The following is a 22,188-nucleotide window of genomic DNA, read 5'->3' on the forward strand; positions in this document are numbered from 1 at the left end:
TTGTAGACCTACAGTCCCAACTTCAAATAGCCGACATAATACCGAAACTAAGTTTGACTGATGGTAGTTTATTCCCCGTAATTGTAACTATTCACATGCGTAATGCGAGCGACATCTTGTTCACCCAAGCCCAAACGATGGGCAGCACGATAGGTTTGCTGCGCGGCATGGGCCACCGGCATACTGGTATGGCTGACACTGGCCAGCTCGGCCACGGTGTTCAAATCCTTCAACATCGTGTCTACCGACGCCTTGACTTGATTGTCTTGCCCGGTCATGCGGGGCACGAACAATTGCAGCAGAACCGAATCGGCCCAGCCACCACCCAGGGCTTCATTGATTTTGGACGCATCCACACCATTGTCATTGGCCAGGCTCAGCGCCTCGGCAATCGCGGTCAAGGTCGTCGCCACAATCGTCTGATTGCATAACTTTGTTACTTGGCCGGCCCCTACCGCGCCCATCAAGGTGACGCGTTGCGAATACGCTGCCAGTACCGGGCGGACCTGATCCAACTGCGCCGCCTGCCCACCGACCATGATGGCCAGAGTACCCTGTTCGGCTCCACCTACCCCACCTGATACAGGCGCATCCAGCCAATGGGCTCCACACCGTTGTTGCAGTTGCGCCGCCATATCGCGAGTCGCCTGCGGCGGGATGGATGAATGGTCCACCACAATACGCAAGGCTCCCGGCACACTGGCCAGACCTTGTTCGCCCAAAACAGTATCGTGCACCGCCTGAGCATCGAACACGCACAGGAATACGGCTTCACATTGCTGGGCCATTTGCGCTGGAGTATCACACCAGCTTGCTCCTGCCTCTACTAGTGCAAGTGCCTTGTCTTTGGAGCGATTCCAGATACTGACCTGATGACCCGCCCCCAACAAGCGACGCACCATCGGTTGACCCATACGACCCAAGCCACAAAAACCAATCTTCATGTTTTGTCCTTTACGCCTCCAGGCCGCCACTTGAGCGACGACGAGGCAAGAAAAACCCGCCTGTCAGGCGGGTGGATTCCGGCTAGCCCCACTTCGGGCCGCCTTCACGCTTGGCGTCAGGCTGCATCAGGCTGGCGGTCGGGAGCGGCTTCTTGAAACGCAGAGAGCTCCAGACATTTTTCTTCCACCGCCAACAGACGAGGAAAAGCCGTCAGGTCGATCTCAAAGCGACGCGCATTGAACATCTGGGGAATCAGGCAGATCTCGGCAATACCGGGCGTATCACCAAAGATAAAATGCTGATCTCTCTTGCCATGACGCTGCACCAACGCTTCCAAGCCTTCCAGCCCCACCTTGACCCAGTGGCGATACCACTGGTTGCGGGCGTCTTCCTCAGCATGCAATTCGTTCTTCAAATACTGCAAGACACGCAGATTATTCAAAGGATGAATATCACACGCCACGGTTTGCGCCATGGAGCGTGCCCAGGCACGTTCAGCCGAGGCTTTGGGCAACAAAGGCAGCTCGGGATAGCGTTCGTCCAGATACTCCAGAATGGCCAGGGACTGGGTGATGATCAAACCATCATCATCCAGAGCGGGAAGCAATTGCACGGGATTGACCTGTACATACTCTGGCTGATGCTGCTGGCCGCCGTCTTTCAGCAGATGGACGGGTTTGATCTGATAGTCCAGACCCTTGAGGTTCAAACCAATCCGCACCCGGTAAGCGGCGGAACTGCGAAAGTAGCTATACAGAATCATCTTGTCTCCTGTCCACCCTGCAAAAATCGTTTTTTTATTTGTTCAGGCTTTCAATTTTGCGCGACAGCTCTCGGGGCAGCGGGAAGGCAATGTTTTCTTCCACACCATCCAGGGCTCGCACACGACCCACACCCAGTTCCTGCAAGCGTTGAATCACCTGATTGACCAGAACTTCCGGTGCCGAAGCACCTGCCGTCACGCCAACACGCTTTTTACCCACCAGCCAGGCCGGATCAATCATTTCCGGCTTATCCAGCAAATAGGCTTCCGCCCCCTTGCGTTCGGCTACTTCGCGCAAGCGATTGGAGTTGGAGCTATTGGTACTGCCCACCACCAGAACCAGATCACACTGTGGAGCCATGATCTTGACCGCATCCTGACGGTTCTGTGTGGCGTAACAGATATCGCTTTTCTTGGGTTCCACGATAGTGGGAAAGCGCTCGCGCAAGGCCTGGGCCACCACTGCGGCATCATCCACGGACAACGTGGTTTGCGTCACAAAAGCCAGCTTGTCCGGGTCTACAACAGTCAGCCTGGCCACATCTTCCGGCGTTTCCACCAGATACATGCCGCCATCGGCCTGCCCCAGGGTACCCTCGACTTCAGGATGCCCCACGTGACCGATCATGATGATTTCCCGGCCTTCGGCACGCATACGCGAGACTTCAATATGCACTTTGGTGACCAGCGGGCAGGTTGCATCGAACACTTGCAAACCACGCTGTGCGGCATCATCACGCACCTGACGCGACACGCCATGCGCCGAGAAAATCACAATGGCACCCGAGGGGGCTTCGTCCAGCTCTTTAATGAAGATCGCCCCCTTGTTGCGCAGGTCTTCGACCACGTAACGGTTATGAACGATCTCGTGACGCACATAAATCGGTGCGCCATGCAATTCCAAGGCACGCTCGACAATATCAATCGCGCGATCAACCCCAGCACAGAATCCACGGGGCTGGGCCAGAACAACCTCAGCGTTCTGAACAGGAGTAACTTGGCTCATTACAGAATCCCCAAAATATGAACATCCAGGCGCAAGGCCACACCCGCCAAGGGGTGGTTGAAATCAAACAAGGCAGTCTTGTCGTCAATTTCCTTGAGCACGCCCGAGTAACGGCTGCCATTCGGGGCGGCAAACTCCACCATATCACCGGGTACGAATTCCACGCCTTCAGCAGCGTTGGACGCCAGCATTTCGCGAGTGATGCGCTGCAAGAGGTCCGGGTTACGGGCGCCGTAGGCATCCTCCGGGGTGATGTCGAGCTGAAAGCGCTCGTCTTCACGGTGACCCAGCAATTTCTCTTCCATGCCAGGGGCCCACTGACCATTACCCATTTGCAAGGTCGCAGGACGGCCCGTAAAGGTATCCGCAAACACAGAGCCTGCCGCCGGGCCACTGGCCAGCTCTATACGATAGTGCAAAGTCAGGTAGGAATCCTGACGGACAATTCCAAGCTCGGAACTAGCAGAGTTACTCACGATCGCTCACTATAGAAAATCATTCAATTACCGCATTTTAGCGTTTCTTATGGCCACATCCACATTACGCCGCCAAGGGCCCCGTGAGCGCATGTTGGCGCACGGCCCCGCTTGTCTGACCACCCCTGAACTGCTGGGGATTGTGCTGCGCACCGGTACGCGTGGGCGCAATGCTGTCGAGCTGGGCCAGATGCTGCTGGAACATTTTAACGGACTCAAGGGATTATTATCGGCCGATGCGTCTGCCCTGCGTCAGCTAGACGGAATCGGCCCGGCCAAATGCACGGAACTGTTGGTTATCCGGGAACTGCAACGACGCTGTGCCCTGGAATCACTGACCGGCCTGCCTGTCCTGAATCAGGCCGACAAGGTTCGCGAATACTGCCTGGCCCATATCGGACATTTGCCAGTAGAACACTGTCTGGCCCTGTTTCTGGATAATCAACTGCGCTTGATCTGCGCGGAAGAAATCAGCCGGGGAACGGTGAATCAGGCCTCGGTCTACCCGCGGGAGATTTTGCGCGCGGCCCTGCGCCACCATAGCTGCGCCATTATTCTGGCCCATAACCATCCTTCCGGGGCCGCCCATCCCAGCGCGTCCGACATACGGCTGACCCGCCATATCCGTCAGGCTCTGGCTTTGGTGGATATTCGTTTGCTTGATCACATCATCGTCACGCCCAGCGAAACTGTCTCCATGGCCGAACGCGGTGATCTGTAAGCCAGAAGGGCCAGCCGGTTTTTTGATACAGTTCGGTGAGCTTCCCCGTAAAATCCAGAACACACTCAAGCCGAGCACGGAGCGCCATGTCTGATACCGCCGTGAAGTCCTTTGTTGGACGCGTACGCGATATTCTTCACGATCTATCCCCCTCAGAACGACGTCTGGCGGAGTTCGCCCTGGACTTCCCGGGCGATCTGGCGGGCTATACCGCTTCCGAACTGTCTACCCTGGCCAATGTCTCCAACGCCACGGTTACCCGTTTCATCCGGCGTCTGGGCTATGCCAACTACGAAGCTGCCCGCAAGCAAGTACGTTCTGAAAAAAATGCGGGTTCGCCACTGCTCCTGGCGGCTACCGAGACCGAGGCCGGGCGCTCACTGACCACACACCTGCAGCAAAGCCAGAATAATCTGGCCTCAACCTACCGGCGCATCCCCGAAGCACTGCTACAGGAAATTGCCCAGGCTATTTTGGGCGCACGCAAAGTCTGGGTGCTCGGGTTTCGATCCAGCCACGCGCTGGCCAGCTACTTTCGCTGGCAAATGCTGCAAATCGTGCCCGAAGCCCAACTTATCCCCGGCCCCGGGGAGACCATGGGCGAGCATCTGGCAGGCATACAGGCAGACGATGTCGTGGTGATCTTTGCGCTGCGCCGTCGCGTACGCAGCATGGATCAGCTCATCGAGCAAATAGCCCAGCTCAACCCGAATGTGCTGCATATCAGCGATCAGCTTAGCCCGGAAAAAAGCGCCTGCCGCTGGACCTTGCGCTGTGATGTCCAATCGCCCGGCGTGCTGGATAACCACGTGGCCGTTATTGGTCTGTGCCATTTGATCCTCAGCCAGGTCATGGACCAGGCCGGTCCTGCCGGACGCCGCCATCTGGGTATGGTAGAAGCCTTTCACGACAGCTTTCTGGAGCTGTAGGTCGCCCTACGGGCCCCACAAGACCGCGCAAACAACAAGCGCAAGGGCAAGGAAACACGCTGGGGACAACATCCGGAGCAAGAACAATCGCCGCCCATTCAAGGAATCAAATAAGGATCATACGCAAAACGCGATGATCCTTATTTTATTAAAAAACCTTAAATATCAATAACCTGAAAAGCACATCACCAACACTGAAAAATCTTTCTCGTTTACCCTAGTATTGAAAATATTTTTTCATATCAATAATTACTGAAAAAATAATGTTGGGAGACGGACGTGCCATACACGTCCTGAAACGAGGAGAAACCATGTCTAGCACCCGTCAAACCTTGCCTGCTGATGCAGAGCAGGCGCAGGCCAGTTCTACGGCCAACCATCATACGGTTCAGCAGCAATTGGAAAATTCGCTGGAAACCATTGGTGTCACCCATTCGCACCGCAAGGTGCTGGCCCTGATTTTGCTGGGCGTGCTGTTTGACGTGCTGGAGCAAAATGCCGTGGGTCTGGTCGGCCCCCTCCTGCAGGAACACTGGGGCCTGACGCCTCGCGATGTCGGGTTTCTGAACACCCTGACCTTCGCTGCCGCTGCTCTGGGACGTCTGCTGTCCGGCTATATCGCGGATCACTATGGCCGACGCGTGATGCTGACTATCAATCTGGCTCTGTTTACCTTGGGTGCACTGATCTGCGCCCTGGCCCCCAGCTACGGGATTCTGGGCCTGGGCCGTGTGATTGTGGGCTTTGGCCTGGGGGGCGAGATTTCCATTGCCGTCACCATGCTGGCCGAGTTCTGCTCCTCTCGTTTTCGCGGCACCGCCGTGGGCACGATTAACGTGGCAGGCGGCGGTTTGGGCAATATGCTGGCTCCCGCTTTCGGGCTACTGGTTTTTACACTCTTTCCTGGCCCGGAAAGCTGGCGCTGGGTATTTGGCCTGCTGGTCATGCCCGCCTTCATGGTCTTGTTCTATCGCCGCTACATTCCCGAAACACCACGCTTTCTGGTGTCCCAGGGGCGTATTGAGGAAGCCAATCAGGTTCTGAATATCCTGGCCTCGGGCAAGTTGGGCCGCCATGTCGCCAATCCCTATCCGTATTTGCACAGCGGACCACAAGCACAGAAAGCAGAGCGCGTACGCTTAAGCGAGATCTTCCAAGGTCCTCTGGCCATGCGCACTCTGGTTACCGGCATTGCGGTCTGCATGACCTACGGCGCACAACTGACGGTTCTGACGCTGATGCCGACTCTGCTGGTAGAGCAAGGGCACTCTTTGGTGAAAAGCTATACCTTCACCATCCTGATGCAGTCCGGCAGTTTGCTGGGCGCCTTTACCGCCTCTTATCTGGGTTCCCGTGTTCCCCGCAAGCGTGTGTTCACCATCGGTGCCTTGCTGGCCTGCGCCAGTGGTCTGGCCTTCGGCTTTCTCAGTTTCAACATCTATTTAGTGCTGCTGTTTGGCGCAGCCTTCCAGTTCTGCGTGCTGCTGCTGAATACGACGATCTGGATTTTCTCCCCCGAGCTCTATCCCACCCGTGTCCGCGCCTTTGGGACCGCCTTCATTCTGGCACTGGGAACGCTGGCGGGTGCATTTGTGCCCACCCTGAGCGGCTGGGTACTGGAAGGCTACGGCGTGGCAGGCATGTTCACTTTAATGGCGGGTATGTATGTCACCTTTGCCGCCGTTTTGCAGCTAGCGCCCGAAACCTTTGGCCGCCCGCTGGATACCTGATTTCACTTGATAAGCCGTGTTTCTGCGGCCCTGTATTTATGTCTCATACCGTACTGCTCATCAATCCCAATACTTCCCGTCCCACTACGGACATGATGGTCGCGCTTGCCCAGGCCTGCTTCACCAGCCTGAAGCGCGACGATATCCGGGTCCGGGGGCTAACCGCCCCCGAAGGACCAGCCATGTTGACCGAAATGGATGAACTGGAACAGGCCGCTGCCATCGCTGAACACCCACTGGTATTGGCCCAGGCGCGGGACTCGGATGGCGTCATCGTCGGCGCTTTTGGTGATCCAGGCCTGCAGACTCTGGCAGAGCGGGTTTCTGTCCCTGTGATAGGCATAGGCCAGGCTTCCATGATGCAGGCCGCCAGCGCTGGCTCCCCTTTTGGCATTGCCACCACCACGCCCGGCCTGGAGCCATCCATTCTGGAACAGGTCCAGCGTTACGGCTGGGCCGAGCAATTCTCGGGCCTGCGTCTGACGGCGACAGCCCCGCTGGATCTGGCCCAAGCCCCCCGGCGTCAGGATCAGGAGCTGGAAGACAGTGTGCTGGCCTGTATCCAGAAAGACGGAGCCCGAGCCGTGATCATCGGTGGCGGCCCCCTGGCGCAAAGCGCCCAAGCCTTGCAAAGCAAGCTGGCTGTTCCCGTCATCAACCCCATTATTGCTGCCTGCGAGCTGATGGCCGACCGCCTGCCCCCAGATCAGCCTTAAGACGCTGTACCCACAACAAAAAAGGAGAAGCCCCATGACAAGCAGTATCCCCGTGGACGATGCCCGTGCCTCGCCCGCCAGCAAAAAAGAACTGGATCAGATCTACAAGAAAGTGATGTGGCGCATTTTGCCCTTCATCTTTTTGCTATGGATGCTGGCCTGGATCGACAGGCTCAATATTGGTTTTGCCAAACTGCAAATGCAGCCCGAGCTGGGCTTTTCCGAAACGGTTTACGGCATAGGCGCCGGTATTTTCTTTCTGGGTTACTTCTTTTTTGAAGTCCCCAGCAACTGGCTGCTGCTGCGTATTGGCGCACGCAAGACACTGGCCCGTATCGCCTTTGGCTGGGGCCTGATCTGCGTGCTGATGATGTTCACCAAAACAGCCGCCTATTTTTATGTCATGCGCTTTTTGCTGGGCGCCTTTGAAGCCGGTTTTCAGCCCGGCGTGCTGCTGTTCCTGACCTTCTGGTTTCCGGCCCATCGCCGCGCCAAGGCCTTTGCGGTGTTCATTTCCGCCTCCGCGGTTGCCTCTGTCATTGGTGCCCCACTGGCGGGCTTGATCATGACCCGCCTGCATGGCGTCAATGACTGGTCCGGTTGGCAATGGTTGTTCCTGCTGGAAGGTCTGCCCACAATTTTTGCAGGCATTCTGGCTGTGATCTTCATTGTGGATAGCCCGGAAAAAGCCAGTTGGCTCAGCCAGCGGGAAAAAGACCTGATCAAAGAAGAGCTGGCCCTGGATGCCAAGGCCGCAGGCCCACGCGAACACAGTTTCAAGAAAGCCTTGGGCAATCGTGATCTGTGGACACTGACCATGATGTTCTTTGGCATTGTGGCCGCCAACTCCACCCTGGCCTTTTTTGCGCCTACGCTGGTACGCTCGCTGGGCCCAAGCGATCCACTGCACGTCGGGCTATTGGTGGGGCTGGTCTATGTGTTTGGAGCCATTTTCCAACTGGCACTGGGCTTTAGCGCCGACCGTCGCCGCGAAGCACGCTTGCATACGGGCATTCCGGTCATCATCGGGGCCATTGGTCTGGCCGGTGTGGGCCTGTTCCTGGGCAATAACACGCCTATGGCCTTCATCAGCCTGATTATTGCCGTGTCTGGCACCATGGGTTGTATCCCGGTGTACTGGCAATTGCCTAATGCGGTGCTGGCGGGTTCGGCAGCCGCGATTGGCGTGGCCTTCATCAACTCGGTCGCCAACCTGGCAGGCTTTGGGGCGCCCTTTATGTTAGGTGCGCTGAAAGACTCCAGCGGCAATTTCCAAAGTGGTCTGTGGATTATTGCTGCACTGGAACTGGCGGTAGGTATCTGGATTCTGTCTTTCCGCAAGCGCAATGTAGCGGGCTGATTTTCCAGGAGCCCGCACTTGAGTCACACCCTGAAACCTGATCAAGACCCAGGTTTCAGGGTGTTTTCTTATTGTCGAAAATGCCGGACGTGCTACGGTTTCCCACGCTTTGTAGCGTGGCATCACGGTCTTTACCCCCGTCCTGTTGCACTTGTGCACCGCTTTTACGGAGTTTTCTTTGAAAAGCGGTGGCTCGATGCTAAAATCTCAGGCTTCATCGGATACGTGGCAAAAAGTCTTTAGGCATTATTCAATCGGGCAGGATGTAAAAACCCAAACCCGGTTAAAAAAACAGCCCTCTAGCTTTTTAGTGCCGGTATTTACAAGATTTGAAATCTGCGTGTGCAGCTTTGTTTTTGTAAATACATGCCTTGCTGGCGGTCCTTATTTGTCAAAACAGGAATCATCATGAAAGAAGGCATTCACCCAGAATACCGTGACGTGGTGTTTCTGGACCTGCAAACGGGCAACTCCTTTATCACCCGTTCCACTGTCCAGACTCGCGAAACCACCGAAAAAGACGGTAAGACCTACCCACTGTTCAAGTGTGACGTGACGTCCGAGTCGCACCCCTTCTACACGGGCGCTCAAACCCGTATCGTGGAAACTGGCCGCGTTGAAAAATTCCGCGCCCGTTTTGCCCGTACGGCTGGTACCGTCAAGAAAGGCGAATAAGCTCTCTTTCTCGGCATACCGCGTTCAGCGCAAAAAAGGCAGCTTCGGCTGCCTTTTTTTTAGCGTACATTTCCCGGCCAAGGCGCCCCCTTTGCATTAAGATAGGGCGAATCAACAGACTGTTTTACCCTAGACGTGTCATCCAGCCTCATACCCACCTCCACCCCTGCCCGCCTGACTGCTACCGCTGCTGTCAAACTTCCCCGACTTGTCCTGCTTGTCGTAGGGACCATTTACATTCTTGCGGGTCTGTTTTTCCGTGATCCCTGGAAGGCAGACGATGTCATCGGGCTAGCCACCATGCTGACCGCCTTGTCTGATCCCAGCGGTCAGGCTTTGCTGTTGCCGCAAGTGGGCGATCTAGCGCATGCCCAGGATGGGCCGCTGACAACCTGGCTGGGTGCCCTGTTCATTACGCTGTTTGCCCCCGCCCTGAAACTGTTTACCTCCGAGCTGAACGCCAATATTGTGGCGTCCCGCCTGCCCAATCTGCTGTGGTTCAGCATGCTGGCGGCCTCGGTCTGGCATAGCGCCTACTGGCTGGCCCGTCGCCCGGAAGCCCAACCCTTACGTCTGCCCTTTGGGGGCGAGCCCTCGCCCACGGCCTATGGGCGCATGATTGCCGACGCCACCTTGCTGCTGACGGTAGCCACGGTCGGCATTATCTGGCGCATGCACGAGACCTCGGAAGTGCCTGCCATCATTGCCTTCCAGGCACTGGCCCTGTACAGCCTGGTGCGCATGTTTGACCGCCCGGCTTCAGGTGCAATCCTGCTGGGCCTGTCTCTGGGTGCCTGCTTTCTGACCCGTGGCTGGCTGGGCGCTGGCCCCATCATGCTGGCCACTGCGCTGTGTTTTATTCCACGCGGTCCCTTGCGCCAGCACAGCCAATGGCTGGCCTTGAGCGCCGTGCTGACACTGGCCATCATCATGGCCTGGTGGATTCCGGCCAAACGCGTCAGCGTGTACTGGACCGAACAATGGCGTCTGTGGCATCTGGCCGCCTGGGGCTGGGCCGGTTTCAAAGAACAACTGGATAATCTGCGCGACCTGCTGTGGTTCTTGTGGCCCACCTGGCCCCTGGCCCTGCTGGCGCTGTGGCAATGGCGTAGCTGGTTCAAGGCACCCCATATTTATGTACCGGCCATCAGCTTTATCGTGCCCTTGATCAGCCTGCTGTTCATGCGCGATGCCTTCGAGCCAGAATACGCGTTGCTGGTCGTGCCTTGCGCTATCCTGGCCGCTTTCTCGCTGCCTACGCTGCGCCGTGGCGTCATCAATACGCTGGACTGGTTTGCCATCATGTGCTTTTCGCTGACGGCCACCACCGTCTGGCTGGGCTGGATTGCCCAGCAAACAGGCTGGCCACGTCAGATCTCGCACAATATTGCTCGCCAGACTCAGGGTTACGACACCTTTATTTCCTGGCCGGTCATGATTATTGCGGTGCTGGGCACGCTAGCCTGGATCTCGCTGGTGCGCTGGCGTCTGTCCACCAACCCTCCCGGCTTGCTGCGTGGCACTGTCTTGTCGGCGGGCGGCCTGATTACGACCTGGCTTTTGCTGGTCACGCTGTGGATGCCCTCGCTGGACTACGTGCGTAGTTACCGCGACGTCTCTGGCGAGTTGTCCGCCGCCCTGCGCGAACACAAGCAGCCCGGCGAATGCCTGCGCTCCTGGGGCCTGGGCTCGGGTCAACGCGCTTCCTTCCTGGTGTTCAACAACATCAATATCAATTTCGACAACCGCTGCTCTTTGGTGCTGGAACAGTTCTCCCTGCGCGACCTGCAAGATGGCAAGGCCCCCATTCCCGACAATGCGGTCCAGCTCTGGCAAGGCAAACGTGGGCCAGATCGTCACGAGGCTTTCCGTCTGCTGCGAGTACAAGCTCAGTAAGTTTCAATCATGTCCTCCGCGTTTCATCACAACTGGAAAAGCCAGGCAGGCCGAATCCTGCGCCAGGCTTGGCCTGTGCTGGTCGGCTCCTGGGCCGGTATCGCCTTCGGTGTCCTGGACACCGTCATGGTCGGCCACAGCAGCCCGATCGACCTGCAGGCCATGGGCCTGGGCGTTTCCATCTACATCACCGTCTTTATTGGCTTGATGGGCGTTATCCATGCCCTGATTCCTATCATTGCGCAGCAATTTGGCGCGCGCCGCCTGACTGAAGTGGGCCGCTGGTGGGGGCAAGGCGTATGGCTGGCCCTTTTGCTGACCCTGATCGGCACCCTGGCGCTGGCTTTTCCCAATATATGGCTAAGCTGGTCGGGCGACTTAAGCCCTGAGGTTCATGACCGGGTTACCTGGTATTTGCGCAGCCTGATTCTGGCCCTGCCCGCCGCCTTGGTATTCCGAACGATTTATTGCCTGGGCACGGCGACCTCTCGCCCCAAGGCCGTGATGCTGATCAATCTGTTCAGCGTGGCTTTCAAAGCCCTGTTCAACTGGGTGCTGATTTTCGGGAAATTCGGTTTACCTGCCATGGGCGCCGTGGGCTCGGGCCTGGCGACCACCCTGGTGTCCTGGCTGATGCTGGCCGCAGGCTTGTGGCTGCTGCGCGCCGACCGCTACTACAAACCGTTTACGCTGCGACTGGGCCTGCCTAACTGGGCGGCACAGAAAGAACTGCTGCGTCTGGGGCTACCTATGGGCGGCTCCTACCTGATCGAGATCTGCGCCTTCAGCTTCATGGCCTTGCTGGTTGCCCGTGAGGGGGTCTTTGCTTCCGGGGCTCACCAGATCATGGCCAATCTGGCTGCGGTCTGCTTTATGGTGCCGATGGCCGTGGGGGTTGCTGCCGCGTCGGTGAGTGCACAGGCGATTGGTGCGGGGCAATATCATCGCGCCCGGCAGGTAGGGATGTTGAGCCTGGCTATTGTGCTGGCAGGGGTCACCCTGACCATCACCCTGCTGGTTCTGCTGCGCCCGACCCTGGCCAATGCCTATACCGACGATGCTGATGTTGCACTGCGGGCTTTACTCTTGCTGCAACTGCTGCCCTTCTTCCACTTTTTTGATGCCTTCCAGTGTCTGATTTCTTATTTGCTGCGGGCTTATAAAGTGGCTTTTGTCCCTATGCTGCTGCAATTTTTTGCCTTGAGCGTGCTGGGTCTGGGCGGCGGCTGGTGGCTAGGCTTTGGACCTGCCGCCGGATCGCTGGAAGGTGTGATTCAGTGGCTGGCACCGGGAGCACCTGTGGGCGCTGCCAGCTTGTGGACCATGTCCAGCCTGGGACTGGGAGCTTCGGCCTTGCTGCTGCTGTTCTGGTACAGCCACATTCTGCGTATCTACAATCCAGCAAGGCGCAAGACTTAGCAATAAGCAAGACCAAGGCACTGGCATTCGCTCAGTTCAGGGCAGACTCAAATGTCCAGATGCTGACCACCCTGTGCCCTTTTGCTCTTTGCCCTTTTGCTCTTTGCCCTTTGCCCTTTGCTCTTTGCTCTTTGCTCTTTGCTCTTTGCTCTTTGCTCTTTGCTCTTTGCTCAGCAAAGCATCAAGAGCCTAAGAGCAAAATAGGGCAAACCCTCAAAGTGTAAACATATAAAAAAACGGGACCAGTTGAATAACTGGTCCCGTTTTCTTTATCGCCTTATCAAGACAAGTAAGCTCAGGCAGCAGGTTTACTGCCTTCAATCGCTTCCAGGACCTTGGCGGTATCCTCCGGAGCCGACTCTGCAGCCGCATCCGGCGACTGCTCAACCGCATCAATCAGCGGGCTGACCAGGTCCACCACCTTGCTGCGTGAGAGCAAGCCCAGGAACTCATCGTTCTCACCCGTCACGGCCAAAGGCTCGCTGCTGCGCAGCAATTGCCCCAGGATTTCATCCAGGCCCATGGTGGCGGGAACCGAACTCATTTCATCCACAAAACCGGAAATATCCCGAGCGCCTTGTTGCACCGCTTCTTGAGCGCTCGAACGCATCAGCACACCGGCCAGCCGCTTGCCATCGAGCACAGGCGCATAACGCACACCCCGCTCGCTCAAGCGCTCCAGCGCATGGACAGCGCGGGTACGCATGGTGAACGTCAGCGTCTTGCTGGAATCGCGCACCGCATGGGCTGCATTCAACACTTTGCTACGGTTCACATCCTGCAAGAAGGCCTGCACATAATCACTAGCGGGCGACAGCAGAATATCTTCGGGCGAACCTTCCTGGATCAGCTCGCCATCCTTCAAGATGGCAATCCGGTTACCCAGACGCAAGGCTTCATCCAGATCATGCGTAATAAACACGATGGTCTTGTTCAGACGGGCTTGCAACTCCAGCAACTGATCCTGCATTTCACGTCGAATCAGCGGGTCCAGGGCGGAGAAGGCCTCATCCATCAAGAGGATGTCCGCATCGGTCGCCAAGGCTCGCGCCAGGCCCACACGCTGCTGCATACCGCCAGACAGTTGATGAGGATACTGATTCTCGAAGCCTTGCAGGCCCACCTGCTCCAGCCAGTACGTGGCTTTTTCCTCGCGGGCCGCACGGCCCATGCCCTGTACTTGCAAGCCATACGCGGCGTTTTCCAGTACGGTCCGATGCGGGAACAAGCCAAAGCGCTGAAAGACCATGCTGATTTTTTGCTGACGAAACTGCATCAAGGCCTTGCAGTCCAGGCTCATGACGTCCACATCATCAACCAGAATTTGCCCTGCCGTCGGTTCAATCAGACGGTTGAAGTGGCGAATCAAGGTGGACTTGCCCGAACCGGACAAACCCATGATGACGTAGATACTGCCATGCTCGATGGACAGGCTGATGTCACGCAGGCCCAGCGTATGACCGCTTTTTGCCAGCAGTTCATCCTTGCGCACACCGTTGCGGGCCTCTTCCAGCCAGCGCTCGGGTTGCGAACCAAAGATCTTGTAGATATTGCGGACTTCAATCTTGCTCATGCGGCCTCCCGGGTCTGAAAGCGACGACCGAATTCTTGCGTGATACGGTCAAACAAGATGGCCAACAGCACAATCCCCAAACCAGCCATCAGACCACGGCCTACTTGCAGGCGGTTAATGCCTTGCAACACTTCGTAGCCCAGACCCCGCACACCGATCATGGAGGCGATCACCACCATAGCCAGTGCCATCATGGTTGTCTGGTTGATACCGGCCATGATGTTGGGCATGGCCAAAGGCAATTGAACGCCGTAGAGCTGCTGCCAACGGTTGGAACCGAAGGAGCGCGAGGCTTCCAGCACTTCACTGTCGACCAGGCGTATACCCAGATCGGTCAGACGAATCACCGGGGCAATGGCGTAGATAATGGTGGCAATCAGGGCGGCGATCTTGCCCAGATTGAACAGCATCACTACCGGGATCAAATACACAAAGCTGGGCATAGTTTGCATCACGTCCAGGATCGGCATCATGATGCGGCGCAGCCAGTTGAAGCTGGCCATCAGCAGACCTAGCGGTATGCCTATCAGGACAGACAAGAAGACGGCCACGATCATCAGAGCCAGGGTCTGCATGGCAGCATCCCACAGGCCGATCAAGCCGATGACAAACAACATGGCACCCATGGCTACGGAAAACAGGACGCGGCGGCTGGCAGCCCAGCCCAGCACGACCACCACCAGCACGACGGCCCACCAAGGGCTGCTGCGCAGGATGGACTCCATGAACACCAGCATATCCAGCAAAGGCTGGGTCATCGCCCGCAAGGTACTGGAATAGTTGGCAACAAGATCACCCACGAACTGATCGATGGGCAAACGTAAGGCGCGCGGATCAATCAACTCAGGAAACATAAAAAACACTCCGTAAAACTCGTGCATGCAGCGCGGGCTTGTGGCCCGGCCATGATCCTGCCGACCACACAGTGGCCAGGCAGAAAAGCGAGGTACGGCTCAGTGCCCGCACCCTCACGGGGTGCAGTCATCGAGACCGGCCTCGCCCTACAACAACACGAATACTAAAGAGCGGCTTTTACGCGCTGAGCCACATCCAGCGGCACCCACTTGGACCAGGTGTCCTCGTGCTCTTTCAGGAACCATTGCGCCACATCCTCGGGCTCACCTTCGGTTTTTTCCATATGAGCCATGGTGTCGTTCATCAGCTCCAGAGGCATGCTGACATTAGCCAGGAAAGCCGTCAGCTCAGGAGCCGTTTTGGAGAACTCCGTATTCACGGCAGTAAACACCGGATTTTCGGGGTAATCGCTAGGCTCGGGATTGGCGCAATTGGGGTCAGTCAAACACCCGTGCTTTTTCTCGTCATAAGCGGGCAGTTCCAGCTTGACCAGATCCATGGAGCCCACCAGCGGTGTGGGGTACCAGTAATAGAACACCACGTTTTCCTTGCGCTGGTAGGCAGACGTCAAGGCAGCCTTTTGTGTGGCACCCGTACCGGGCGAGAACAGGGTGTAGGTATCACCCAGTTTCAGGGCATTGAACAGATTGCCGCTGACCACTTCACACCCCCAACCAGCCGGGCAACCATAGAAGCGGCCTTTACCGGGTTCTTCGGGGTCTTTGAATTCATCTTTGAACTTGGGCAAGTCCGCAGCGGACTTCAGTTCAGGCAGGCGCTCGGCGGTGTAGCGTGGAATGAACCAGGCTTCGCCACCCATATAAATATCGCCAATACGTTTTACATTTCCCTTGGCTTCAGCCTGTTTCCAGGGATCAGCCACACTGTTGAGCCAGATTTCAGTGTTGACATCCAGGTCGCCTCGCTCCAATGCGGCCAGAGCCGGAAGCGTCTCGACCGAGATGACCTCAGTCTTGCAGCCATAACCCTTGTCAGCGATAAAACGCTCGACTTCAGTCAGGACCAGATTCGATTCCCAATTCATGCCGCCAAAGCGGACAGTGCGGTCCAGTTCGCAGGCAACCGGCGTGGCGGCTTGTGCAGCGGACGACAAACCCAGCAAAACGCTGGTCAGCACAGAGGCTTGAATCAGGGGAAAGCGGTGCAAGCGCGACTTGGCACCGGCGTGAGGGAAGTATGAAGACATGATGCTCCTCCTTGAGTTACTGGGACGCGTCCTGCATGATCAGTCGGCGCCAAGGCTAAAGGGGTGTGCGGAAGACGATGCTCTTATCGCCAATACATACCTACGTAGAGAGCGAGTGCCAGGCACTCACAAGAAACCCGGGACGATGTAGATGGGCAAAACCCTTTTTTATACCGTCCTGTGCCTTGACCGAAACAAAACGGCTGGGGCTGGGCTACACCGCGCGGGGCGATGATTTGGTGCGAAGAGAACACGCTGTTCAAGCGGTTCCGGATCGAATTGATGAATCAGACAAGGAGGCCATTCTACGGCGCTTTGCAATCAAAAACAAATTATTACCGAGCAAAACCAGTGGAAATCAGAAATATGTCAATGGTGAAAACACAACAAAACCCTTGTTTGGCGTGGTTTTAGCGATTTTACGAACTTTATTTTGTTACTAATTAATTCTCGATGAATCGGCGTAATTAAAAATCAGCCCAGAAAAGACAAATGACAAGGCATAAAAACCTTGTCATTTGTCCTTGGGCCGGGCCGATCAGGATTGGTACATATAGTCCCGCCGCCATGGGTAAACCAGGTCTGGCGCGTAATCCAGCTCCTGCGCCCGCCCAGCACTTTGTGCCTGAGCCAGAACCTGATGCAAGGCAATCCAGCCGTGCTCAAAGCCCATCGCGCAACCCGCCAGATACACCCGGTAAGCACGCAGAGATTTCTGCCCTTGCTCGGAATCCAGCGTTGCCTCGGCCTTGTCCAACTGACTCTCCAAAGCATCACTCCAGGCCCACAGAGTACGCGCGTAGTGAGGGCGCAGATTTTCAATATCCAGGCCTTCCAGACCGCCCTCGGCCAAATGCCGCAGCACATGGCTAATATGAGTCAGCTCCCCACCAGGGAAAATGTACTTTTCGATAAAGTCGCCCATGCCCGCACCGAGCTGGCTATTGTCCACACCCCCGGCGGTAATACCGTGGTTCAGGATCAAGCCACCCGGCTTGACCAGACGACGCAGCTTGTCAAAGTAAGCGCTAAGCTGAGCGCGGCCTACATGCTCGAACATCCCGACCGAGGCCAGCTTGTCATAAGGCTTGAGTTCGTCCAGCTCACGATAGTCCAGCAGCATCATGCGAGCCCGGCCCGTCAGGCCCTTTTGCTCGATCAGTCCGTTTACATAAGCGTGCTGGTTGCGTGACAAGGTAATACCTGTCACGTCTACATCGTAATTTTCAGCCGCCCACATCAAGAGACCACCCCACCCTGCCCCCACATCCAGAAAACGCTCGCCTGGCTGCAAACGCAGCTTGCGACAAATGTGGTCCAGCTTGGCTTCCTGAGCCTGGGCCAGCGTCATGTCCGGCTCCCGATAATAGGCGCAGGAATAGACCCGACGCGGGTCCAGCCACAAGGCATAGAAGTCGTCCGACAAGTCGTAGTGAAACTGGATCTGCTTGGCATCCTTCTCCTGGGAGTGACGCCAGACGGAGGTCAGGTGTTTGACAATGGAAGTCAGCCAGCCCGCCTGAGCCGCATCCACCGGGGAGCCCGGCAGGATGTCTGCGGCCAAGTGCATCAAATCCCGCATGGAGCCCTCAAAATCCATGCGCCCTTCTACGTAGGCCTCACCCAACTGCCCGGATTGCCCGGCAGCCAGTTGTGCCAATGTGGCGTTGTCTTTGATGGTCAGATGAACCGAGGCATTGGCCGCCCCGACTTGCTCGCCGTTGGGCAAAGTCAGCCGAATCGGAACACTGAGCTGATCTAATTTGGCCTGAACCATTGATGAAATTGAACTCAACTTCGCCTCCTTGTATGTAAACAAACAAAGATGACAATGTGTCCTGCACATCGACACACTGCCCGTAAGCTGTCAATCCTGTAGCCTACTGCATTCAAGCCCTCAATCCGTTGCGTCAAAGTCACGAATCATGTGCTTCATACCTAAAGCACATAGACCGGAATTGACATTACCCCATGCTAAACTGCCTGCCTTTGGCCCTTTGCATCGGTTTGCATTGATGCGCGGCGCGGGGTAGTCGGTCTAGGCTCACAGTCAGGATCTGCCCCACCTTAATACTTGGCCCGATGACACGCAACCACTCCCCTGCATTTCCTCCCTGGCTCGTTTTGATGGGGCTGCTGACCGCCCTGGGGCCCCTGGCCATCGACATGTACCTGCCCGCCTTCCCGGCAATGGCAGACAGCCTGAACACTTCAGCGGGCATGGTCGAACGCACACTGGCTGGTTTCTTGTTGGGTGTGGGCCTTGCCCAGTTGGTCTATGGCCCCATGGCCGACCGCTTTGGTCGCAAGCCGCCGCTCCTGCTGGGCGTTCTTATTTTCACCGTGGCTTCCTTTTTCTGTGCCCGTGCCAGCGATATTGACGAGCTGACCGTCTGGCGTATCGTGCAAGCCTTTGGTGGTGCCGCAGGCATGGCCATCCCCCGTGCCGTTATCCGCGATCGCTTTGAGACTCGCGAAGCGGCACGCGCCCTGTCCATGCTGATGCTGATCATGGGCGTCATGCCCATTCTGGCACCCCTGATCGGCGGGCAGATTCTGCTCTTTAGCGACTGGCGTGGCATCTTCTTCTTCATGGCAGCTTGCGGTGTGCTGCTGTGGCTGCTGACTTTTTTCACCATGAAAGAGTCCCTGGCCCCGGAACGGGTCTTGCCCTTGCAGCCCAAACTGATTGCACACAATTACAGTGCTCTGCTGCGCGACCGGCCCTTTATGTTTTATTCGCTGGCCGCTGGTTTCAGTTCCGCAGGCATGTTTGCCTATATCGCCGGATCCCCACGCGTCTTTATTGAATTATTTGCCGTGGACCCACGCCATTTCGGTTTTTATTTCGGCGCCAATGCGGCCTGTCTGATTGTGTTCTCCCAAGTCAGCGCCCGTTTACTGAATACCTACAGCCCGCCCACCTTGTTGCGTATCGCACAAGGGCTGCAAGTTATCTTTACTGTGCTGGGTGCCATCCTGACGCTGGTTGGCGTGCTGGACCTGACCTGGCTGATGGTGACTCTGATGGGCTTTATGGCTTGCCAGGGCTTTGTGAACCCCAACTCTGCTGCCCTGGCTCTGTCCGAGCAGGGGCATCGTCTGGGAACAGCATCGGCCCTGATGGGAGCATTGCAAATGCTGTGCGGTGCGCTGGCCGGTTTTGCTGTCAGTAGTTGGGCGGCTTCCGATGCTTTGCCATTGACGGCTGTATTAGCCTGTTGCGCTGTCTTATCGTGGCTGTTTGGCCGCAATGCAGCGACAAAAGCACGGTAAAACTTGATCTAAGTGATTTTTCCATATTAGAATAATCTTCTTTCGACCCCAGCTTGGGGTTAACACGATCCTAATTTTACAATCGCCCGCGGCTTTTTCGTTTAGCGGAGGCAGATTTAGATCTCAAGGGGTATGACCATGGCACGCGTATGCCAAGTGACCGGAAAAGGCCCAATGTCGGGCAACAATGTTTCGCACGCCAACAATAAAACAAAGCGTCGCTTCCTGCCAAACCTGCAGTCCCGTCGTTTCTGGGTTGAAAGTGAAAACCGTTGGGTTCGCCTGCGTGTTTCCGCTAATGCTATCCGCACCATCGACAAGAACGGTATCGAATCCGTTCTGGCCGAAATGCGCTCCCGCGGCGAAAAGTTCTAAGCTGCGCTTCTTAAACATTTAACCAGGAGCTCATCATGGCAAAAGGTATACGCGAAAAAATCAAACTCGAATCGTCCGCCGGTACGGGTCACTTCTACACCACCACCAAAAACAAGCGCAACATGCCTGAAAAGATGGTGATCAAGAAATTTGACCCCGTCGTTCGCAAGCACGTCGAGTACAAAGAAACCAAGCTGCGTTAATCCGCAAACCCGCTGCTACAGCGGACTGGTTTTAAAAAAGCCTCTGCCCTGCAGAGGCTTTTTTATTGCCTGCTCTTTAGCAAGCTTGATCTCGCAGGAACACCGGCAAATCATTGGACTCCGGTGTAAATGGCACTTGATACATCATGTCGCTGACAAAACCTCGGTGATACGTGCTGTGGTTCACGACATGCAGAATGATTTGTTCGCGCGTCATGGCCCCTTGCCCACCACCCACAAATTCAAAATGAATGACTTTCGCCAAGTCCTGACAGGGCCAGGCCTCCACACAGTCCATGTACCAGCGGTCCATCTCCTGCACAGCCTCCCATAAGTCCGCCAAAGCAGGCGTCTGATCGGTATTGCGCGATGTGTACGCGTGCTTTTTCCCCTGCAGGTGGTGCCTGAAAATATCATCGACCACGTAAATGTGATTCAGGGTGTGCACCATATTGCCAAAGCGGGTAGGTCTAGGCTTTAAGGCTTCGCCTGCAGGCAGCTCCATCACATTCTTGAAGGTCAGGGTATTGGCCCACTGCTTGTAACGCAGCAGCATTCTCAAGGTGTTTGCTACTGACGAGGAAGACCCGGCTTGATCGTCCGTCTGCTTGAGAAGAGAGGGGTCATGAGAAACGGTATTCATGCTTTATTCCTGGTCTGTTATCAAGATTCCCTGCCATTCGCCCATTGCACGCGGGGACCTTCCCCCGAGCAACGCTGACAGGCGCACCGACGAGTGCCACAGTAGAGAGCGCGCTTAGTCCGGCGAGCTCAGTAGCTTCAATCCTGCCGCCGCAAATGTTACCGACAGCACACCCTCGATCCAGCGGCGCGCTCTTGCATAGAGCGTAATCATCATGGCTGTTGAAAAGGCAATGGCATAGCTGCTGAACACCATGATGCCCAGCAAGACACAGCCGCCCACAATCATGGCCAAGCCTGCGCCTGCGGTCTCCTGGCCAACTCCCAGCGAGATAATCGCTACCCAGGCCATCAAGGCTTTAGGATTGCCCATATGCATGAGCACACCCTGCCGATACAGTGCGCGGTAGCGCGGCGTCTTGTGCCCCTGACTTTTCCCCACCAGACCAGAGACGGGGCTCATTGCCGACTTGCCCGCCCGAAAAGCCAGGTACAGAAGGTACAGGCCGCCTGCCATCTTCAGAAAGACCAAGGCTTGAACATGCGTCGCCAGCAAAGCAGAAACCCCGCTGGCCGCCAGAATCGCCCAGAACATCGAGCCGGTCACCACCCCGGCGGCCAAAGCCAGCGCAGAGCGACGGCCATCACGCATGGCTGTGCCCATAATGGCCATATTGCTGGGCCCTGGACTGGCGGTGGCAATCAGATAGGTTCCGTAAACAAGTGCAAGCTGGCTGGCGATCATAAGGGCAGACTCCGGAAATCCAACAAATCGTTTGCAAGCGCCACGCTAGGGCAAAAGGTCAGCACGATAAACAAGATGAATCTTGTTGCCATCCGGGTCACGCAGGTAGGCACCGTAATAGCCATTGCCATAATGGGGACGCGGGCCTGGGGCACCCTCATCACGACCACCATGAGCCATACCGCCTTCATAAGCCGTGTGGACGGCTTCTTGCGAAGGAGCCAGAAAGGCCACCATGCTGCCATTACCCACACTGGCCAACTCCCCATCCAGGGGGCTGTAAACGTAAAAACGCGGCAAAACGGCTTGCGTACCCACCCAGCACAAGGCGGCTGGCCCGCCATCGGGCGTGACCATTCGGCGTTTCAAGCCAAGCGGAATCAGGACCGCATCATAAAACTGAGCAGCGCGCTCCAGATCACGCGATCCGACGGTAATGTGGCTAAACATCAAGCTCTCCTGCCTGGCCGTCATCCCGACCAGGTCTCTTGCGCCAAGGAACTGCCGTTAAGTGGCATAAATTCTAACGGTATACCAATTTCGAGCGGCTGGCTGACTGAATTTTCAGAGACTTTCCACACTCGCCTCGCGGCCCGAACATCGGCCTGATTCTTCTACTGACGACACAGCCCACCTTGCAAGCGTCCACATCGACATTTGCCCCGTATAATGGCGG

At 56.5% G+C, this 22,188-nt stretch carries 23 protein-coding genes; 12 read left to right on the forward strand and 11 right to left on the reverse strand.

The features are described 5' to 3' along the window. Nucleotides 1-68: 68 nt before the first annotated feature. The 4 genes from OSH09_RS06505 to OSH09_RS06520 form a co-directional block, all read right to left on the reverse strand. Entirely contained in the window at nucleotides 69-944 is an 876-nt protein-coding gene (locus OSH09_RS06505) for an NAD(P)-dependent oxidoreductase (protein WP_266120487.1), read from the reverse strand. 116 nt (nucleotides 945-1,060) lie between these two features. After that, entirely contained in the window at nucleotides 1,061-1,708 is a 648-nt protein-coding gene (maiA, locus tag OSH09_RS06510; protein ID WP_207875314.1) for a maleylacetoacetate isomerase, read from the reverse strand. A 34-nt stretch (nucleotides 1,709-1,742) separates the two neighbouring features. Continuing rightward, entirely contained in the window at nucleotides 1,743-2,714 is a 972-nt protein-coding gene (ispH, locus tag OSH09_RS06515) for a 4-hydroxy-3-methylbut-2-enyl diphosphate reductase (RefSeq protein WP_266120488.1), read from the reverse strand. Next, nucleotides 2,714-3,190: an FKBP-type peptidyl-prolyl cis-trans isomerase gene (locus OSH09_RS06520; protein WP_222666961.1), complete on the reverse strand. Its 477-nt coding sequence runs from the start codon at nucleotides 3,188-3,190 to the stop codon at nucleotides 2,714-2,716. The genes ispH and OSH09_RS06520 overlap by 1 nt, the downstream gene beginning before the upstream one ends. 49 nt (nucleotides 3,191-3,239) lie before the next feature. Between OSH09_RS06520 and radC the strand changes: the two genes are divergently transcribed. The 8 genes from radC (at nucleotide 3,240) to OSH09_RS06560 (ending at nucleotide 12,636) form a co-directional block, all read left to right on the forward strand. Then, nucleotides 3,240-3,911 (forward strand): RadC family protein, encoded by a 672-nt coding sequence (radC, locus tag OSH09_RS06525; protein WP_266120489.1) that lies wholly within the window; start codon nucleotides 3,240-3,242, stop codon nucleotides 3,909-3,911. 86 nt (nucleotides 3,912-3,997) lie between these two features. Then, nucleotides 3,998-4,840, forward strand: coding sequence for a MurR/RpiR family transcriptional regulator (locus OSH09_RS06530; RefSeq protein ID WP_266120490.1), 843 nt, complete (start codon nucleotides 3,998-4,000; stop codon nucleotides 4,838-4,840). 311 nt (nucleotides 4,841-5,151) lie between these two features. Next, a complete protein-coding gene (locus tag OSH09_RS06535; RefSeq protein WP_266120491.1) occupies nucleotides 5,152-6,570 on the forward strand; it encodes an MFS transporter in 1,419 nt (472 codons plus the stop codon). 38 nt (nucleotides 6,571-6,608) lie between these two features. Then, complete coding sequence (locus OSH09_RS06540; protein WP_266120492.1) at nucleotides 6,609-7,286, forward strand: aspartate/glutamate racemase family protein; 678 nt, start codon at nucleotides 6,609-6,611, stop codon at nucleotides 7,284-7,286. Nucleotides 7,287-7,320: 34 nt separating this feature from the next. Further along, nucleotides 7,321-8,646, forward strand: coding sequence for an MFS transporter (locus OSH09_RS06545; protein WP_207875320.1), 1,326 nt, complete (start codon nucleotides 7,321-7,323; stop codon nucleotides 8,644-8,646). A gap of 408 nt (nucleotides 8,647-9,054) precedes the next feature. Next, nucleotides 9,055-9,321 carry a type B 50S ribosomal protein L31 gene (locus OSH09_RS06550; protein ID WP_003802796.1) on the forward strand — a complete coding sequence of 89 codons (267 nt, stop codon included), beginning with the start codon at nucleotides 9,055-9,057 and terminating at the stop codon, nucleotides 9,319-9,321. Nucleotides 9,322-9,456: 135 nt separating this feature from the next. Next, entirely contained in the window at nucleotides 9,457-11,217 is a 1,761-nt protein-coding gene (locus OSH09_RS06555) for an ArnT family glycosyltransferase (RefSeq protein ID WP_266120493.1), read from the forward strand. Between the two features lie 9 nt (nucleotides 11,218-11,226). Beyond that, nucleotides 11,227-12,636, forward strand: a complete 1,410-nt coding sequence (locus OSH09_RS06560) for an MATE family efflux transporter (RefSeq protein WP_266120494.1) — start codon at nucleotides 11,227-11,229, stop codon at nucleotides 12,634-12,636. Nucleotides 12,637-12,931: 295 nt separating this feature from the next. Here OSH09_RS06560 and OSH09_RS06565 read toward each other — a convergent pair whose 3' ends face one another. The 3 genes from OSH09_RS06565 to OSH09_RS06575 all read right to left on the reverse strand — a co-directional run bounded on the left by OSH09_RS06565 (nucleotide 12,932) and on the right by OSH09_RS06575 (nucleotide 16,271). Next, complete coding sequence (locus tag OSH09_RS06565; protein WP_266120495.1) at nucleotides 12,932-14,209, reverse strand: quaternary amine ABC transporter ATP-binding protein; 1,278 nt, start codon at nucleotides 14,207-14,209, stop codon at nucleotides 12,932-12,934. Next, complete coding sequence (locus OSH09_RS06570; RefSeq protein ID WP_207875324.1) at nucleotides 14,206-15,063, reverse strand: ABC transporter permease; 858 nt, start codon at nucleotides 15,061-15,063, stop codon at nucleotides 14,206-14,208. The genes OSH09_RS06565 and OSH09_RS06570 overlap by 4 nt, the downstream gene beginning before the upstream one ends. A gap of 164 nt (nucleotides 15,064-15,227) precedes the next feature. Beyond that, nucleotides 15,228-16,271: an ABC transporter substrate-binding protein gene (locus OSH09_RS06575; protein ID WP_222666954.1), complete on the reverse strand. Its 1,044-nt coding sequence runs from the start codon at nucleotides 16,269-16,271 to the stop codon at nucleotides 15,228-15,230. Between the two features lie 185 nt (nucleotides 16,272-16,456). Here OSH09_RS06575 and OSH09_RS06580 point away from each other — a divergent pair, with 185 nt between their 5' ends. Next, on the forward strand, nucleotides 16,457-16,714 hold the full coding sequence (locus OSH09_RS06580) for a hypothetical protein (RefSeq protein ID WP_266120496.1): 258 nt from the start codon (nucleotides 16,457-16,459) through the stop codon (nucleotides 16,712-16,714). A gap of 95 nt (nucleotides 16,715-16,809) precedes the next feature. Here OSH09_RS06580 and OSH09_RS06585 read toward each other — a convergent pair whose 3' ends face one another. Beyond that, nucleotides 16,810-18,048: a class I SAM-dependent methyltransferase gene (locus tag OSH09_RS06585; RefSeq protein WP_376912137.1), complete on the reverse strand. Its 1,239-nt coding sequence runs from the start codon at nucleotides 18,046-18,048 to the stop codon at nucleotides 16,810-16,812. A gap of 350 nt (nucleotides 18,049-18,398) precedes the next feature. Here OSH09_RS06585 and OSH09_RS06590 point away from each other — a divergent pair, with 350 nt between their 5' ends. From OSH09_RS06590 to rpmG, 3 genes are all read left to right on the forward strand, one after another. Next, the gene (locus OSH09_RS06590; protein WP_266120498.1) at nucleotides 18,399-19,547 is read left to right on the forward strand and encodes a Bcr/CflA family multidrug efflux MFS transporter; all 1,149 of its coding nucleotides are present in this window, start codon (nucleotides 18,399-18,401) and stop codon (nucleotides 19,545-19,547) included. Between the two features lie 138 nt (nucleotides 19,548-19,685). Next, nucleotides 19,686-19,922, forward strand: a complete 237-nt coding sequence (gene rpmB, locus OSH09_RS06595; RefSeq protein WP_121739234.1) for a 50S ribosomal protein L28 — start codon at nucleotides 19,686-19,688, stop codon at nucleotides 19,920-19,922. A 35-nt stretch (nucleotides 19,923-19,957) separates the two neighbouring features. Continuing rightward, nucleotides 19,958-20,125: a 50S ribosomal protein L33 gene (gene rpmG / locus OSH09_RS06600; protein ID WP_003802781.1), complete on the forward strand. Its 168-nt coding sequence runs from the start codon at nucleotides 19,958-19,960 to the stop codon at nucleotides 20,123-20,125. Between the two features lie 76 nt (nucleotides 20,126-20,201). On the opposite strand, the gene OSH09_RS06605 is transcribed toward rpmG, so the two are convergent. The 3 genes from OSH09_RS06605 to OSH09_RS06615 form a co-directional block, all read right to left on the reverse strand. Beyond that, nucleotides 20,202-20,768 carry a DinB family protein gene (locus tag OSH09_RS06605; protein WP_243430296.1) on the reverse strand — a complete coding sequence of 189 codons (567 nt, stop codon included), beginning with the start codon at nucleotides 20,766-20,768 and terminating at the stop codon, nucleotides 20,202-20,204. Nucleotides 20,769-20,882: 114 nt separating this feature from the next. After that, nucleotides 20,883-21,512, reverse strand: a complete 630-nt coding sequence (locus tag OSH09_RS06610; protein WP_266120499.1) for a LysE family translocator — start codon at nucleotides 21,510-21,512, stop codon at nucleotides 20,883-20,885. Between the two features lie 45 nt (nucleotides 21,513-21,557). After that, a complete protein-coding gene (locus tag OSH09_RS06615) occupies nucleotides 21,558-21,962 on the reverse strand; it encodes a VOC family protein (RefSeq protein ID WP_207875329.1) in 405 nt (134 codons plus the stop codon). Between the last annotated feature and the right edge of the window lie 226 nt (nucleotides 21,963-22,188).

Source organism: Alcaligenes parafaecalis (genome assembly GCF_026344135.1).
Classification (GTDB): domain Bacteria; phylum Pseudomonadota; class Gammaproteobacteria; order Burkholderiales; family Burkholderiaceae_B; genus Alcaligenes; species Alcaligenes parafaecalis.

Bases quoted from the DNA above. Each gene is read 5' to 3' on its own strand.
- OSH09_RS06545 (WP_207875320.1), top strand. From the start codon at position 7,321: ATGACAAGCAGTATCCCCGTGGACGATGCCCGTGCCTCGCCCGCCAGC.
- rpmG (WP_003802781.1), top strand. From the start codon at position 19,958: ATGGCAAAAGGTATACGCGAAAAAATCAAACTCGAATCGTCCGCCGGT.
- OSH09_RS06530 (WP_266120490.1), top strand. From the start codon at position 3,998: ATGTCTGATACCGCCGTGAAGTCCTTTGTTGGACGCGTACGCGATATT.
- OSH09_RS06550 (WP_003802796.1), top strand. From the start codon at position 9,055: ATGAAAGAAGGCATTCACCCAGAATACCGTGACGTGGTGTTTCTGGAC.
- OSH09_RS06505 (WP_266120487.1), bottom strand. From the start codon at position 944: ATGAAGATTGGTTTTTGTGGCTTGGGTCGTATGGGTCAACCGATGGTG.
- radC (WP_266120489.1), top strand. From the start codon at position 3,240: ATGGCCACATCCACATTACGCCGCCAAGGGCCCCGTGAGCGCATGTTG.
- OSH09_RS06605 (WP_243430296.1), bottom strand. From the start codon at position 20,768: ATGAATACCGTTTCTCATGACCCCTCTCTTCTCAAGCAGACGGACGAT.
- OSH09_RS06590 (WP_266120498.1), top strand. From the start codon at position 18,399: ATGGGGCTGCTGACCGCCCTGGGGCCCCTGGCCATCGACATGTACCTG.
- OSH09_RS06615 (WP_207875329.1), bottom strand. From the start codon at position 21,962: ATGTTTAGCCACATTACCGTCGGATCGCGTGATCTGGAGCGCGCTGCT.
- OSH09_RS06560 (WP_266120494.1), top strand. From the start codon at position 11,227: ATGTCCTCCGCGTTTCATCACAACTGGAAAAGCCAGGCAGGCCGAATC.
- OSH09_RS06570 (WP_207875324.1), bottom strand. From the start codon at position 15,063: ATGTTTCCTGAGTTGATTGATCCGCGCGCCTTACGTTTGCCCATCGAT.
- OSH09_RS06565 (WP_266120495.1), bottom strand. From the start codon at position 14,209: ATGAGCAAGATTGAAGTCCGCAATATCTACAAGATCTTTGGTTCGCAA.
- OSH09_RS06585 (WP_376912137.1), bottom strand. From the start codon at position 18,048: ATGGTTCAGGCCAAATTAGATCAGCTCAGTGTTCCGATTCGGCTGACT.
- OSH09_RS06535 (WP_266120491.1), top strand. From the start codon at position 5,152: ATGTCTAGCACCCGTCAAACCTTGCCTGCTGATGCAGAGCAGGCGCAG.
- OSH09_RS06540 (WP_266120492.1), top strand. From the start codon at position 6,609: ATGTCTCATACCGTACTGCTCATCAATCCCAATACTTCCCGTCCCACT.
- OSH09_RS06575 (WP_222666954.1), bottom strand. From the start codon at position 16,271: ATGTCTTCATACTTCCCTCACGCCGGTGCCAAGTCGCGCTTGCACCGC.
- maiA (WP_207875314.1), bottom strand. From the start codon at position 1,708: ATGATTCTGTATAGCTACTTTCGCAGTTCCGCCGCTTACCGGGTGCGG.
- OSH09_RS06610 (WP_266120499.1), bottom strand. From the start codon at position 21,512: ATGATCGCCAGCCAGCTTGCACTTGTTTACGGAACCTATCTGATTGCC.
- rpmB (WP_121739234.1), top strand. From the start codon at position 19,686: ATGGCACGCGTATGCCAAGTGACCGGAAAAGGCCCAATGTCGGGCAAC.
- ispH (WP_266120488.1), bottom strand. From the start codon at position 2,714: ATGAGCCAAGTTACTCCTGTTCAGAACGCTGAGGTTGTTCTGGCCCAG.